Below are 15,063 nucleotides of genomic sequence, written 5' to 3' on the forward strand. Positions count from 1 at the left end.
AAGGCTTGTAGACGTTTCATATTACCTATTATACTTTGGTCTATGAAAAATGAAACTAATATTCGCCGTGGCAGACATTGTGTATTCATGATACACGTCCATTTGGTCTTTGTCACAAAATACCGGCGAAAAATATTTGATCAGGATGCCATTGAAAAATTGCGAGGCTACTTTGCCAGTGTTTGTGCTGACTTTGATGTTGAACTGGTTGAAATGGATGGGGAACGGGATCACGTTCATTGACTGATTAATTACCCGTCAAAACTGGCGATATCTAATCTGGTTAACAGCCTTAAAGGGGTATCGAGTCGATTACTTCGACGTGATCGTCCTGATATTGCCCAACGTTATTACTACAAGGGGGTTCTTTGGTCGCCGAGTTATTTCGCGGGGAGTTGTGGTGGCGCACCAATATCCATTATCCACCAGTACATTGAGCAACAGGAAACACCGAGTTAGTTAAAAAACCGCGCCTTATATCCCCGACCAGAAGGACGGGGTTTTACGGTGCTTTGGATAAGCTGATTTACAGCTGACCCTCTTTTTTGCGGATCAAATAACGATAAGGTGTTGCTTGCGTCTCTTGCTGTAATAGGTCATGTTCCATAAAACGACAAAAACCGGGAATATCACGCACTGTCGCCGGATCATCAGCAATCACCAACAGTGTTTCCCCCTGAGCCATATTTCTTATGGTTTTACGCACTAACATAACAGGCTCAGGACAACGTAGTCCTAAGGTATCTAATGTTTTTGTCGCATCATCAAATTGGGCATTCATTGTATTAACCATTTTTTCGCACTAACAGATAGCACTATTATATCTCGCTTTGCCTCGCACATCACGGCACATTCATCAACTTCACGTTGAGTTATCGCCGATCTTTGCTTTTGTTGCGCAACAAGAGTATGATGCGCATCCTCTCCTGATGAGAGAAAATCATACGTTTTATTGGGTTCCCTCACCCCAATCACTAAAAAGGTACAATTTATGTATAGGTTTACCTCCCGCCAAAAAGCGGCGGCGCTATTATGGCTTTCGTTATTTCATATATTGATAATTACTTCTAGTAACTATCTTGTTCAATTGCCTATTTCTATTTTTGGCTTCCATACCACATGGGGTGCATTTACTTTTCCATTTATTTTCTTAGCGACAGATTTAACTGTTCGTATCTATGGAGCCCCTCTGGCAAGACGCATTATTACTGCCGTTATGATACCGGCATTAGCTATTTCCTACCTAATATCAACACTCTTTTTCCAAGGAAGTTGGCAAGGTTTTGCCTCACTCAATGATTTTAATATCATGGTGGCAAGAATAGCGACAGCAAGCTTTATGGCGTATGTGTTAGGGCAAATTATGGATGTTTCTGTCTTTAATCGTTTAAGACAACAACAAAAATGGTGGGTTGCACCAAGTGCAGCGATGTTTTTTGGTAATTTCTTAGATACTGTTGCCTTCTTTTTTATTGCCTTTTATCGCAGTACAGATGCGTTTATGGCGGCAAATTGGGTCGAAATAGCGCTTGTGGATTACACTTTTAAATTGACGATTTGTATGCTGTTTTTCTTACCGGCCTATGGCGTATTATTGAACTTTATTTTGCGCTACTTTTTTGCACAAGAAAATCAACAACAAAGCTATGCTCAAATCCGTCCTTAGCTGATTGACTCCCCCAATAAGGCTTTATTCTTTGCACAATAAAGCCTTAGCTTACTTTTACCAATACCTTGATCTACCGGCAATAAATACCATTATTTAGCATAATAAGTGAAGACACCGCACTACTATTGATGAATGATAAAGAGTAAGACTTTTATTGCCTAGCAATACAAAAATTAACCCGTTTCAATATAATATTTTTATTATCAATTAAACTATTAAAGTATTCTGGATCATCTCAGCTTTTTTCCATCTCGGTTAAGATGATATTCCCCGCCATAAAGATTTTTTACTCTTTTGAAGATAGTAGGAGTCTATTATGTTAAAAGTTATTCAATCCCCAACGAAGTATATCCAAGGGCCTGATGCGTTATATCATATTGGGAAATATACAAAACCTTTGGGTGAGAGAGCATTGATTATCGCTGATAAGTTTGTCATGGATCTGGCTGGCAGTATCGTCAAAGACAGCATGACACAGTATGAAGTCAATGGACACTTTGAACAGTTTCACGGTGAATGTACACATAAAGAGATTGACCGCTTAGTTGAGATAGCCAAACAACAAGCCGCTCTTGTTATCATTGGTGTTGGGGGAGGAAAAACCCTTGATACCGCCAAAGCCGTCGCCTATAAATGCCAGTTGCCTGTGGTGATCTCTCCGACTATCGCATCAACCGATGCCCCTACTAGCGCACTTTCTGTTATTTATACAGAACTAGGCGCATTTGATAGCTATCTTTTCTACCCGAAAAATCCTGATATCGTTGTTATGGATACCAATGTAATTGCCTCAGCACCACCACGTTTATTAGTGGCAGGGATGGGAGATGCCTTAGCGACCTATTTTGAAGCAAGAGCCTGTAGTCGAGCACAAAAGCAAACAATGGCTGGAGGTAAAACCACCCTTGCAGCACTGGCATTAGCAGAGCTTTGTTATCACACCCTACTTGAAGATGGCTATAAAGCCAAACTGGCCGTCAGCCGTAGTGTGTGTACTACTGCGGTTGAAAATATTATCGAAGCAAATACCTTTTTAAGCGGTATTGGTTTTGAAAGTGCCGGATTAGCCGCCGCACATGCAATACATAATGGTTTCACTGCATTAGAAGAGTGCCATGCAATGTATCACGGTGAAAAAGTCGCCTTTGGTACTCTAGTTCAACTAGTGCTAGAAAATAGCCCGTTAGAAGAGATCGAAGAAGTACTCGATTTCTGTGTTCAAGTTGGCTTACCTGTTACCTTAGAAGAATTAGGCGTACATGCTACAGGTGATGAATTAAATGAAAAAATCATGGCTGTCGCAGAATTAAGCTGTGCAGAAGGTGAAACAATTTACAATATGCCATTTGATGTTGATTCCGATAAAGTGTTTGCGGCGATTATGGCAGCAGACCAATTAGGGCGTGAGTGGTTATATTAAGGATTAATATTAATGGCGCCAACAGGGTGCTCTGTACCCTGTTGACTCACGATGTGATGTAAAGTAATAAAAAAGGGAATAAAAGGTCGACTTTTATTCCCAAATTGCTTGTTATTGTGATCAGTGACTACGTTATTGTTATCTCATTAATTTTTTCTACAATGCCCGAGCTAATAAGCTAATTGGGTGTTCACATTTTTTGGTTGTTGACATTTCTATTTGCCATTTACAGGTTTCGCAATCTGTAATAACTAAATCACAACCACTCTCTTCAATTTGACGGAATAATCCCGCCCCAATGCCTTGCGCAACATCGTAGTTTTCCGATTTAAAGCCATAAGTACCGGCAATACCACAACATTGTGAATCTAATACAATCACTTCTACCCCAGGAATACGTTTGATTAAATCAATGGAGTAAGCCGCCCACCCCATTTTTTCCATATGGCAAGGGGTATGATAAACCACTTTTAATGGGGTATGTTTTAATGGTAATTCACGCCCTTCTTCCAATAACCGATAAATATAACGTGTTGCTAATTCTATATTTTCCCGTACTTTTGAGGTATCGATATCTAGAATATGTTCATATTCATCACGAATAGTGAAAGTACAAGTAGAAGATGTAGCAACAACCGGAATGTTGTTCTCCACAATTTTTTCTGTCAGAGATTCAAGGTTTACGGTGGCTTGTTTTTTCGCTTGTTTCACAAAGCCGTTGGCAATTAATGCAACACCACAACATTTTTCACGTTTTAATAGTTGAACACCAATATCCATTTTATTGAATACTTTAACTAAATCTTTCCCTAATTGAGGGTGATTGTAGTTAGCATAGCAACCGTGGAAAAACGCAACTTGATCTTTAAAGCGTGCTTGCTCTTCAACCTGTTTTTTCATCCATGTTCTAAATGTACCAAAAGAGTATTTGGGTAATTCACGACGATGGTCGATTTTAAGCGCTTTATCCAAGATTTTACGTACTGGTTTTAATCCGGTAATAGTGTTAACAATCGGCGCCATTGGCGTAGAGAGCGTTCCCATTAAATCAGTATGACTTAAAATAGCATCACGAATTTTAGGTGTTTTAGGATTGTAGTTAAGTTTAGCACGGGAAATGATATCCCCTATTTTTACATCTGAAGGACATGCCACTTCACAACGTTTACAGTTAGTACAGTATTTCAGTGCTTCATCATAAAGCATGGGATCTTTTAAGCGTAAACGCTCACCATCAGGGCCTGCTTGTTTAGGCCCAGGATAGAGTGGATTGACCTTTGCCACAGGACAATAGGTTGTACAAACTGTACATTTAATGCAACTTTCAAAACTGGTATCTTGTAAACTCATAGTATTGCCTCCACAGCCGCAGATGTGGTGTGCTGCGATTTATCACTCTGTAATATTTGTTGAGCTGCATAGAGTGCACTTATCATGGAGACACCTGCACCACAGCCTTCGTTTAGAGGATCAAAACCACCTAAAAGCGCCCCCACCGCATAGACATTGTCTAACGCTTCACCATATTTTAACGGTCTTAATTGACTATCTGTATTAACACCAAATCGCATATAAGGCTGTTTGGCAAACACATTGACTTGTGTCCACTCATTACGCGGTAAACTTTCTAATAAATCTAATTCCATTAATGGCTCGTAAATACGATCAAATTCCGCAATTAAGCCATTATTGAAAAAACTGCCTGTGGCTAATACGACATGCTCGCTACGGATAGGGATATCAGTATGATTACGGGTATGAATACCGACAACCTTATTACCGACTAAATCAGCTTCTTCTGCGCGATCACCCGGCATGATCAAACCACCTGCTTGTTGAAAACGCAGTTTTAGTGCCTGATGTAGGCGAATACCTAATAATGAAGGCGGTAATGTCGGTAATAGACAAATTGGTTTACCCACACACTCTTGTAATAAATTAACTGGCGCTTCTTCATCTAGCCCGATACATGCAGGTAGTACAATCGCCTCAACACTATTATCTATGTGTTTAATTAATTCTTCTGCTAATGCTTGCGTGTTTTCAGGCTTATCTAAATAGCGCGCAATATTAATTGCTCTAAACTCACTTGGATTATCACGTAGTCTATCCAATAAAGGTAAATGAATGTGATAAGGAATGGCCTCAATACCTTGTTCATTTAAAGTACTACTTGCAAACTGAGGTTGAAAATCCAAGAATCCCTCAATCCCCACCACCGCTATTTTTTTCCATGGGAATGGTTGATTAACGCTATAAGTCGGCACGCGCTGTGGGCTCATCCAACTCATGCGAGAACGTCCAACCGGGGTAATACGGTAATGGTTTTCATCACCGTTACCTTTATAGTCTAAATTTCTCGTTGTTGATAACAGCGTTTGCGCTTGCTCTATCAATTGAGTGACATTTGCTTCACCAATACGACTATATGGGTGCTCTGGTGCTTGTTGTGCCAGTGTTGATAATGCTTGTTTCGGATGAGAAACTGGCGTGCCATCAGGAAGATGCGTTAATAAATCCAGTGATCCAGATGAAAAATGTAACGCACTTTGTCCATTACTGATAATGGCGCAAGATTTGCCCGCTTCAGCAAGGCGGATCCCCGCAGTCAGTCCCGCTAATCCGCTTCCTATAATGATAACGTCAAATTTCATCATCGGCCTCCACTGAAGCTGTTTTATCAATCATATCGGCATCTAAGCCACATAAACCTTGGTACACCCAACTGGTAAACTCACTTTCACGTAACGCATTACCCCATGCGATAGGACGAATACCTTTCCAACGTTCATTTAGAAAATGGGCAAGTTGTTGTTCGGAGCCATGAGGCGTTGTGACTTGTAAACGATTTAATAATCCTGCTGCGCGACAAGCACATAACTCACCTTGGCAAGTTCCCATTCCCACACGAGTACGACGGCGTAAATCAAGCAAATTATTCACGGTTAAAGAATTCACTGCATAACGAACTTCACCGGCCGTGACCGCTTCACATTCACACACTAAGCTTTTATCAATACGCTCATTACTCAATAGTTTATTGGCTAAATCGCCATGGCGATAAACCGCTGAGCCTCGAATTGGCGCCGGTAACGACACCACACTACGCAATGCTTGCTCTGCCGATTGGCGAGAGCCAGGTAGTGGCTCTTCAGCCGTGGTACATTTTGCTGAAATATTTAATTTCTCACAGATCTTGTTTGTGGCCCATTCAGCCATTAATCGGTAAGTCATTAATTTACCACCGGTTATGGTGATAAAGCCCTCGAGTCCATCCCGTTGTGCGTGGTCAAGTAATACAATACCGCGGCTCACATTACGACCAGAAGGATCATCGTCGCTAGCCACTAAAGGACGTACACCGGCATAAGCACGTAAAATACGAGTTTGAGCCAGTTTAGGTGCCAGCATTGAACCTTCGCGGATCAGGATATCAACCTCTTCAGGGGTGACATACATATTGTCGATTTCATCATAAGGAACGCGAGTTGAGGTGGTTCCTATTAATGAGATGGTATCGCCAGGCACTAAAATATCGGCATCCGCAGGCTTACGACAGCGGTTGATCACCATATTATTAATACGGTGTCCTAAAATCAGTAATGCCCCTTTTGCTGGGAACATGCGGACTTTTAAATCACCATATTCTGCAATTTTTTGTCCCCATATTCCTCCCGCATTGGCCACTATTTGTGCGCGGATCTCATACATATTTTTAGATTGATGATCATAAACACGTACACCTTTCACACGGTCGCCTTCACGGATCAAGCCCATCACTTCATGATAAGTGAGTACTTGCGCGCCATGTTCACGTGCATCTAACATATTGGCCGCCGTTAAGCGGAAAGGATCAACCGTACCATCAGGTACTTTAACCGCACCAATAAGATTAGGATTCACCGAAGGCTCTAAGCGAATAGCTTCTTCAGGTGAAATGGCTTGAGCATCAATACCTGCCGCTTGGCAAGATTGAATAAAGGTTTGTTGGAATTCTAACGAATCTTCAGGGAGAGTAATAAAAAGGCCATCCGTTTTTTCAACACAATGACGAGCGACCCGTTTTAAGATCATGTTTTCTTCTATACACTCACGCGCTGATTCCGGATCGGTCACTGCATAGCGTGCGCCACTATGTAATAAACCATGGTTTCGACCGGTTGCACCGGTTGCGATATCGTGTCTTTCCAGTAGGATACAGCGTAATCCACGACGAGCACAGTCTCTTGCCATGCCTGCCCCCGTAGCTCCACCGCCGATAATAATGACATCTGTTTCTGTCACTGGTGAACCGCTCATCATAGAGATGCCCTCTCACATTACATTCAGCAAACGCTTAATTATTCTTTAACGTTAATTATAGTGTATAAGATACACAAAAAATGTGGTTAATGTTTGATAATGAGCAAAAACGAAAGAGAAACGCTCATGAGTGAAAAATTAAAACGACATATGTGATACTAATCACAAATTATTTACCAGAAAGTGTTTCATAAAGTTAACATATCACTCAAAATTACACATCTTGAAAAATTATTCGACAACTGAGTATTACTTCACAGTAAATTTGCTTCAACAAGTTTACTATTACGTTCGTTAAAGAAAATTTTTTGATTACTTTGTTGTTCGTTTTGTCATTGTTTAATATCAACATATTAAAATAAAAGCCATCGGAGGCTAATATGTTAAGTCTGTTTAGACCTGCGCCGCATAAAGCGCGTCTGCCAAAGGAACAGATAGATCCTGTCTATCGCCGTTTACGTTGGCAAATCTTTATGGGGATTTTCTTTGGTTACGCTGCTTATTATTTAGTAAGGAAAAACTTCGCTTTAGCAATGCCTTACCTCGTAGAAGAGGGATTCTCTAAAGGGGATCTGGGTTTTGCTTTATCAGGGATCTCGATTGCTTACGGTTTCTCTAAGTTTATCATGGGGTCATTCTCTGACCGTGCTAACCCGCGTTACTTCTTACCCGCAGGTCTTATTCTTGCATCCATTGTGATGTTAATTATGGGCTTTGTGCCATGGGCAACTTCGAGCATTATGATCATGTTCGTGTTGTTGTTCCTGTGTGGTTGGTTCCAAGGTATGGGTTGGCCTCCTTGTGGACGTACCATGGTTCACTGGTGGTCACAAAAAGAGCGTGGCGGTATCGTCTCTATTTGGAACTGTGCTCATAACGTCGGTGGTGGTTTACCGCCATTGCTGTTCCTATTAGGTATGGCATGGTTTAACGACTGGAAAGCAGCATTATATATGCCAGCATTCGCGGCTATTTTAGTAGCGATGATTGCGTTTGCATTAATGCGCGATACACCACAATCTTGTGGTCTACCTCCTATCGAAGAATATAAAAACGATTATCCACCTGATTATAAAGAAACAGACGAACAAGAACTGACAGCAAAAGAAATCTTTATGAAGTATGTTTTCCCTAACAAACTTCTGTGGATGATTGCAATTGCTAACGTATTTGTTTACTTACTTCGTTACGGCGTATTGGACTGGTCTCCGACTTATCTTCGCGAAGTCAAAGATTTCGCTATGGATAAATCCTCATGGGCATACTTCTTATATGAATACGCAGGTATTCCGGGCACACTGCTGTGTGGTTGGATGTCAGACAAAGTGTTCAAAGGTAACCGTGGTGCAACTGGGGTATTCTTTATGACCTTAGTAACCATTGCCACTATCGTATTCTGGATGAACCCAGCAGGTAACCCGAATGTTGATATGGCATGTATGTTAATCATTGGTTTCTTAATCTACGGTCCTGTTATGCTAATTGGTCTGCACGCCCTTGAATTAGCACCGAAAAAAGCTGCGGGTACCGCTGCGGGCTTCACCGGTCTATTCGGTTACTTAGGGGGTTCTGTTGCGGCAAGTGCTATCGTAGGTTACACCGTTGACTACTTCGGTTGGGACGGTGGCTTTATGGTCATGATCGGCGGTAGTGCATTATCTGTTGTGTTATTACTTATCGTGATGATAAATGAAACCAAACACAAACGTGAAATGTCACAGAAGTATGAATAATCATTAACTGATTATTTATGAAATTGATTAAATCTCATCTCTAAAAATCAAGCCACATCAACTTTCTGATGTGGCTTTTTTATTGCCAACTGTACATAGCTTTATTGTACGAAAATGAAAATGGAGCAACTTTATGAGTACACCTTTCAAACTGAAACCGTTAGTGGCGGGCGTTCTTTTAACTCTATCTTTAAGTACAATCGCACAAGCAGCAAGCGATAAAGTAGTGATTGCCCATCGTGGTGCCAGCGGTTATTTACCTGAACACACCTTACCTGCCAAAGCACTCGCCTATGCACAAGGTGCCGATTATCTAGAACAAGATCTGGTGATGACAAAAGATAACCAACTGGTTGTCTTGCATGATCACTATCTCGATCGTGTCACCGATGTTGCTGAACGCTATCCAGACAGAGCAAGAAAAGATGGCCGTTACTATGCTATCGATTTTACTCTTGATGAGATCAAAGGGCTGAAATTTACCGAAGGTTTCGATATTGTTAACGGTAAAAAAGTCCAAAGTTATCCAAATCGTTTCCCAATGGGAAAATCCGATTTTCGTATCCACACTTTCCAAGAAGAGATTGAGTTTATCCAAGGCTTAAACAAATCAACAGGACAAGATATTGGTATTTATCCTGAGATCAAAGCACCTTGGTTTCATGAACAAGAAGGGAAAGACATTACTAAAAAAGTTCTCGAAGTCTTAAAACAGTATGGCTATACCCAAAAGAGCGATAATGTTTATCTACAATCCTTTGATCCTAACGATCTAAAACGCATTAAAACAGAATTGATGCCACAAATGGGGATGGATTTAAAACTGGTTCAGTTAATCGCTTATACCGATTGGAATGAGACATATGAAAAACAACCAGATGGTACATGGACAAACTACAGTTATGACTGGATGTTTAAACCTGGCGCCATGAAAGAAATTGCGACTTATGCTGATGGCATTGGCCCTGATTATCATATGTTAGTAGAAGAAGACTCAACACCAGATAAAATCACCTTAACCGGTATGGCCGCCGATGCTCATGCCAACAAGTTAACCATTCATCCATTTACGGTACGAGTGGATAAACTACCTAAATATGCCAAAGATGGCGATCAGCTTTATGACATTATTTATAACCAAGCGGGTGCCGAAGGGGTATTTACTGATTTCCCTGATTTAGGGGTTAAGTTCTTACAAAAACAAGCTAAATAACCTTTATTTCTGTTATCCTGCTCTTATCAATAAAGGGCAGGATAATTTCCCTTGAGTTGCTCTGCTACTCTCACCGTGTCTCATAGTGAAAATCGCTCCGATTATCCATACGCTTTACTCGTTTGTTATCACAGTATATTGTGTTTTAGGCTAATTTTATGCTCGTTTAAATGCTCGTTTACCAATTTTTCGTATTTTTCCATATTATTCATATTAAAAAAGAGAGCCTAAACTCTCTTTTTAATCTGATTAGCAAATAAATTATGCTCTATAAACAGGGAAGGCAATCACATCACTAATGCGCTCAACACCGAGTGCGAGCATAATCAGGCGATCAACGCCTAAAGCAACCCCAGAACATTCAGGTAATCCAGCTTCAAGCGCAGCTAAAAAACGCTCATCAATAGGCTGTTCAGGTAATCCCATGGCAACACGTTGACGATTATCACGTTCAAAACGAAGACGTTGCTCTTTAGCATCCGTTAATTCACGAAAACCATTTGCTAACTCAACACCTTTAAAATAGACCTCAAATCGCTCTGCAACACGATGATCTTCTGAGCTGATTTCAGCAAGGGAAGCTTGTGAAGCAGGAAAATGATAGATAAAGGTTGGTTTTTCAAGACCAATATGAGGCTCTACACCTGACACAAAAAGTAATTGCAGTAGCGTATCTCTATTTTCTTCTGTGTCAGCAATATTTGATAAATCAAGCTTTGCCGCAACCTCACGTAGCTTTTCTTTATCTGCAGATAAAGGGTCGATATCGAGATAGCGCAAAAAGGCTTGTTGATATGAGAGCGATTCAGACGCTTCACAATCAAGCACTTCTTGTAATAAATCATCGACTTCATTCATCAACCGGTACATATCAAAACAAGGTCGATACCATTCAAGCATCGTAAATTCCGGATTATGATATCTACCGGCTTCCTCGTTACGGAAGCAACGCCCCATTTGATAAATTGGCCCACTGTTCGCCGCTAATAGACGCTTCATATGGTATTCAGGACTGGTCATTAAATATAACTTTAGCCCTTGAGAAGCACCAGGCCCCACAAATTGGGTTTCAAATGGGCATAGATGAATATCGGTAACGGTAGCCTGACTCATCATCGGTGTTTCAACTTCTAAAACACCACGATCAGCGAAAAAACGCCTAATATTACTGACAATTTTCGCCTTTTTCAGTAAGTTGGCGATTGAGGCGCTTGGCTGCCAATCCGCGATTTCACTCATGAACGAAAAACTCCAACAGAAAACAAAGCGTGCAGTTTACTCGCATCCTCTTCAACAGACAAATTTCTTCCAGAAAAGATGTACCATATTTTCATTCCCACCAATTATATTGATTAAATATCGACAAACATATAAATACAATCAATACAATTCTACAAATCATCTACTTTTTTGCGTTTTTTCGTCACTAGCAATAGCACGTCTATCCCAAGCCAATAACGATAACAACTTTTTATGCCACTAATAGCGCAGCGGTGTATCAAAAATAAAAATTAGAATAATTCTCTTTCTCAATTAAGTTCAACAATAAACTCATATTTTTCTTATATAAAATAAGTCTATTTTTTATCAATTTTAAGCACTATTTAATATTTAGCGCCGTTAAGTTTGATGGCTATTATAATCTTTAAGAGATTTTATTAATATTTTATTAACAATTAATAAGACAAATCGATTTGTTTTAGATAAATAGTAAAAGTTTATTTTAACTATTTGTTTATATTTTTATTAAATTATATTAAAACAGCTTAAAGATAATTTATTTTACCTTAAAAATCAGTCAATAACAAAAAACCATTGTTCTTTGTAATTCAAATTATCTATACTTTAAAAACGAATTATTCATTGCTAACTTTATTTTTATTTTAGAATTAAATATTTTATTTTATGCTCAAGTTTATCTGGTTAATTATTAGTAAAACCGAGAATTCTTGGTGTAGATCACACTTTTTTTGTGAAATACGGGAAAACCATCATTCATATCAAATTTCCGTACCTTACATTTCGTTATACTAAAATTACAGTCAATGATAATAACGATGTTATCAAGCGTAGTCACAAGGCAGTGAAACATTTTCGTTACGGATAGCTTAAAAAAATAGCATTACTAAATTAATAATGTCAGTGAATTGAATTCTAGACAATTATTCCAATTTTCACTTGAACAATGGAGAAGCGCAGTGCAAACCTTTAATGCCGATATAGCGATAATCGGAGCCGGGGGCGCAGGCTTACGAGCAGCAATTGCTGCAGCGGAAGCAAATCCTCAACTGAAAATTGCTCTGATCTCAAAAGTTTACCCTATGCGTAGCCACACTGTGGCAGCAGAAGGCGGATCAGCAGCAGTGACTCAGGCTCACGACTCCTACGACTTTCACTTCAATGATACCGTTTCTGGCGGTGACTGGTTGTGTGAGCAGGATGTCGTTGATTACTTCGTTGAGCATTGTCCAACAGAGATGACTCAACTAGAACTCTGGGGCTGTCCTTGGAGCCGTAAAGAAGACGGGTCAGTCAACGTCCGACGTTTTGGTGGGATGAAAATCGAACGGACTTGGTTCGCCGCCGATAAAACCGGCTTCCACATGTTACACACCCTGTTCCAAACCTCTTTAAAATACCCACAAATTCAACGTTTCGATGAACATTTCGTTCTCGATATCCTTGTTGATGAAGGCCACGCTCGTGGTGTTGTTGCTATTAATATGATGGAAGGGACGAAAGTTCAAATTCGTGCTAATGCTGTCATTATGGCAACAGGTGGCGCAGGTCGCGTTTATCGCTTTAATACTAATGGCGGTATCGTTACAGGTGATGGTATGGGGATAGCCTTACGTCATGGCGTGCCACTGCGTGATATGGAATTTGTGCAATATCACCCAACTGGTTTACCGGGCTCAGGTATTCTGATGACCGAAGGTTGCCGTGGTGAAGGGGGTATTCTGGTCAATAAAGATGGTTACCGTTATCTACAAGATTATGGCCTAGGACCAGAAACACCATTAGGTAAACCCGAAAATAAATATATGGAATTAGGTCCTCGCGATAAAGTTTCTCAAGCATTCTGGCATGAGTGGCGCGCGGGTCGTACCATAAAAACTCACCGTGGTGATGTCGTGCATCTTGATTTACGTCATCTGGGTGCGAAAAAACTTCATGAACGTTTACCATTCATTTGTGAACTGGCAAAAGCGTATGTGGGTGTTGATCCTGTTAATGAACCTATTCCAGTTCGTCCAACTGCACACTACACCATGGGTGGTATCGAGACTAATCAGCGCACAGAAACACGTATTCAAGGTCTGTTTGCGGTGGGTGAGTGTTCATCTGTCGGCTTACATGGCGCTAACCGTTTAGGTTCTAACTCACTGGCTGAACTTGTAGTATTTGGTCGTCTTGCTGGGGAAGAAGCTGTTCGTCGTGCCCAAGAAGCAACCCCTGCTAACGCATCAGCATTAGATGCACAAACTCGTGACATCGAAGACAATCTGAAAAAACTGATGAACCAAAAAGGTTCTGAAAATTGGGCTCAGATCCGCGATGAAATGGGTGAAGCCATGGAAGAAGGTTGCGGTATCTATCGTACACCTGAATTAATGCAAAAAACCATTGATAAACTGACTGAACTAAAAGAACGTTTTAAACACGTAGAAATTAAAGATACCAGTAGCGTCTTTAATACTGATTTACTGTATAAAATTGAGCTTGGCTTTGGTTTAGATGTCGCTGAATGTATGGCGCATTCTGCAATCAATCGTAAAGAGTCTCGTGGTGCACACCAACGTCTTGACGAAGGTTGTACTGAGCGTGATGACGTGAACTTCCTTAAACACACTCTGGCATTCTATAACCCAGAAGGTGCACCGCGTTTAGAATATAGCGATGTGAAGATCACCAAATCTGCTCCTGCTAAACGTGTCTATGGTGGTGAAGCGACTGCACAAGACAAGCAGAATAAGGAGAAAGCGAATGGCTGATGACATGAAGCACGTTAAGATGGAAGTCATGCGCTATAACCCCGAAACGGATGATGCGCCTCATTTCGTCACTTATGATGTGCCTTACGATGAGCAAACCTCATTATTGGATGCATTGGGTTATATTAAAGATAACTTAGCGCCAGATCTGTCTTACCGTTGGTCTTGCCGTATGGCAATTTGTGGCTCTTGCGGCATGATGGTTAACCGAGTCCCAAAACTGGCTTGTAAAACCTTTATGCGTGATTACCCAAATGGGGTGAGAATAGAAGCGTTAGGTAACTTCCCTGTCGAGCGCGACCTTGTCGTCGATATGACTCACTTTATTGAAAGCTTAGAAGCGATTAAACCTTACATCTTAGGAAATGATCGCAAGCCTTCAGAAGGTCCAAATAAACAGACTCCTGCTCAAATGGCGAAATACCACCAATTCTCTGGTTGTATCAACTGTGGTTTATGCTATGCAGCATGTCCTCAGTTTGGTTTAAATCCTGAGTTTATTGGTCCTGCAGCGATTACGTTAGCACAACGTTACAATACCGATAGCCGTGACCACGGGGCTAAAGAGCGTATGCCTCAATTAAATGGTGAAAATGGCGTCTGGTCTTGTACTTTCGTGGGCTACTGCTCTGAAGTCTGTCCAAAACATGTGGATCCTGCTGCGGCTATTCAGCAGGGTAAAGCAGCCAGTGCGCAAGACTTTGTCATTGCCATGCTGAAACCACGTTAAG

11 protein-coding genes and 1 pseudogene are annotated in these 15,063 nt (G+C 40.7%); 7 read left to right on the top strand and 5 right to left on the bottom strand.

The features are described from left to right. Nucleotides 1-42: 42 nt before the first annotated feature. A pseudogene (tnpA, locus tag AACV00_RS04235) lies at nt 43-459 on the top strand (IS200/IS605 family transposase). A gap of 67 nt (nt 460-526) precedes the next feature. Here the strand turns inward: tnpA and tusA are convergent. Further along, entirely contained in the window at nt 527-781 is a 255-nt protein-coding gene (gene tusA, locus AACV00_RS04240) for a sulfurtransferase TusA (RefSeq protein ID WP_004245397.1), read from the bottom strand. Between the two features lie 210 nt (nt 782-991). Here tusA and AACV00_RS04245 point away from each other — a divergent pair, with 210 nt between their 5' ends. Both AACV00_RS04245 and AACV00_RS04250 read left to right on the top strand, forming a co-directional pair. Next, entirely contained in the window at nt 992-1,666 is a 675-nt protein-coding gene (locus tag AACV00_RS04245) for a 7-cyano-7-deazaguanine/7-aminomethyl-7-deazaguanine transporter (RefSeq protein ID WP_004245400.1), read from the top strand. Nucleotides 1,667-1,985: 319 nt separating this feature from the next. Continuing rightward, nucleotides 1,986-3,089, top strand: coding sequence for a glycerol dehydrogenase (locus AACV00_RS04250; RefSeq protein ID WP_020945121.1), 1,104 nt, complete (start codon nt 1,986-1,988; stop codon nt 3,087-3,089). A gap of 156 nt (nt 3,090-3,245) precedes the next feature. On the opposite strand, the gene glpC is transcribed toward AACV00_RS04250, so the two are convergent. From glpC to glpA, 3 genes are read right to left on the bottom strand one after another with little or no spacing between them, the layout of a single operon-like run. Next, a complete protein-coding gene (gene glpC / locus AACV00_RS04255) occupies nt 3,246-4,439 on the bottom strand; it encodes an anaerobic glycerol-3-phosphate dehydrogenase subunit GlpC (RefSeq protein WP_004245402.1) in 1,194 nt (397 codons plus the stop codon). Then, nucleotides 4,436-5,743 (bottom strand): glycerol-3-phosphate dehydrogenase subunit GlpB, encoded by a 1,308-nt coding sequence (gene glpB / locus AACV00_RS04260; protein ID WP_017827251.1) that lies wholly within the window; start codon nt 5,741-5,743, stop codon nt 4,436-4,438. Before glpB ends, glpC begins: the two co-directional genes overlap by 4 nt. After that, complete coding sequence (gene glpA / locus AACV00_RS04265; RefSeq protein ID WP_004245405.1) at nt 5,733-7,391, bottom strand: anaerobic glycerol-3-phosphate dehydrogenase subunit A; 1,659 nt, start codon at nt 7,389-7,391, stop codon at nt 5,733-5,735. The genes glpB and glpA overlap by 11 nt, the downstream gene beginning before the upstream one ends. A gap of 380 nt (nt 7,392-7,771) precedes the next feature. Here glpA and glpT point away from each other — a divergent pair, with 380 nt between their 5' ends. After that, complete coding sequence (glpT, locus tag AACV00_RS04270) at nt 7,772-9,124, top strand: glycerol-3-phosphate transporter (RefSeq protein ID WP_004252777.1); 1,353 nt, start codon at nt 7,772-7,774, stop codon at nt 9,122-9,124. Between the two features lie 133 nt (nt 9,125-9,257). Next, nucleotides 9,258-10,337: a glycerophosphodiester phosphodiesterase gene (glpQ, locus tag AACV00_RS04275; RefSeq protein ID WP_004245407.1), complete on the top strand. Its 1,080-nt coding sequence runs from the start codon at nt 9,258-9,260 to the stop codon at nt 10,335-10,337. 261 nt (nt 10,338-10,598) lie between these two features. Here the strand turns inward: glpQ and epmA are convergent, their stop codons facing one another. Further along, nucleotides 10,599-11,576, bottom strand: coding sequence for an elongation factor P--(R)-beta-lysine ligase (gene epmA / locus AACV00_RS04280; protein ID WP_004245408.1), 978 nt, complete (start codon nt 11,574-11,576; stop codon nt 10,599-10,601). A 959-nt stretch (nt 11,577-12,535) separates the two neighbouring features. Between epmA and frdA the strand changes: the two genes are divergently transcribed. Continuing rightward, entirely contained in the window at nt 12,536-14,332 is a 1,797-nt protein-coding gene (gene frdA / locus AACV00_RS04285; protein WP_161679860.1) for a fumarate reductase (quinol) flavoprotein subunit, read from the top strand. Further along, on the top strand, nt 14,325-15,062 hold the full coding sequence (locus AACV00_RS04290) for a succinate dehydrogenase/fumarate reductase iron-sulfur subunit (protein ID WP_004248868.1): 738 nt from the start codon (nt 14,325-14,327) through the stop codon (nt 15,060-15,062). The genes frdA and AACV00_RS04290 overlap by 8 nt, the downstream gene beginning before the upstream one ends. The last annotated feature ends 1 nt before the right edge of the window (nt 15,063 follow it).

Source organism: Proteus sp. G3927 (assembly GCF_963894685.1).
Classification (GTDB): Bacteria; Pseudomonadota; Gammaproteobacteria; order Enterobacterales; family Enterobacteriaceae; genus Proteus; species Proteus mirabilis.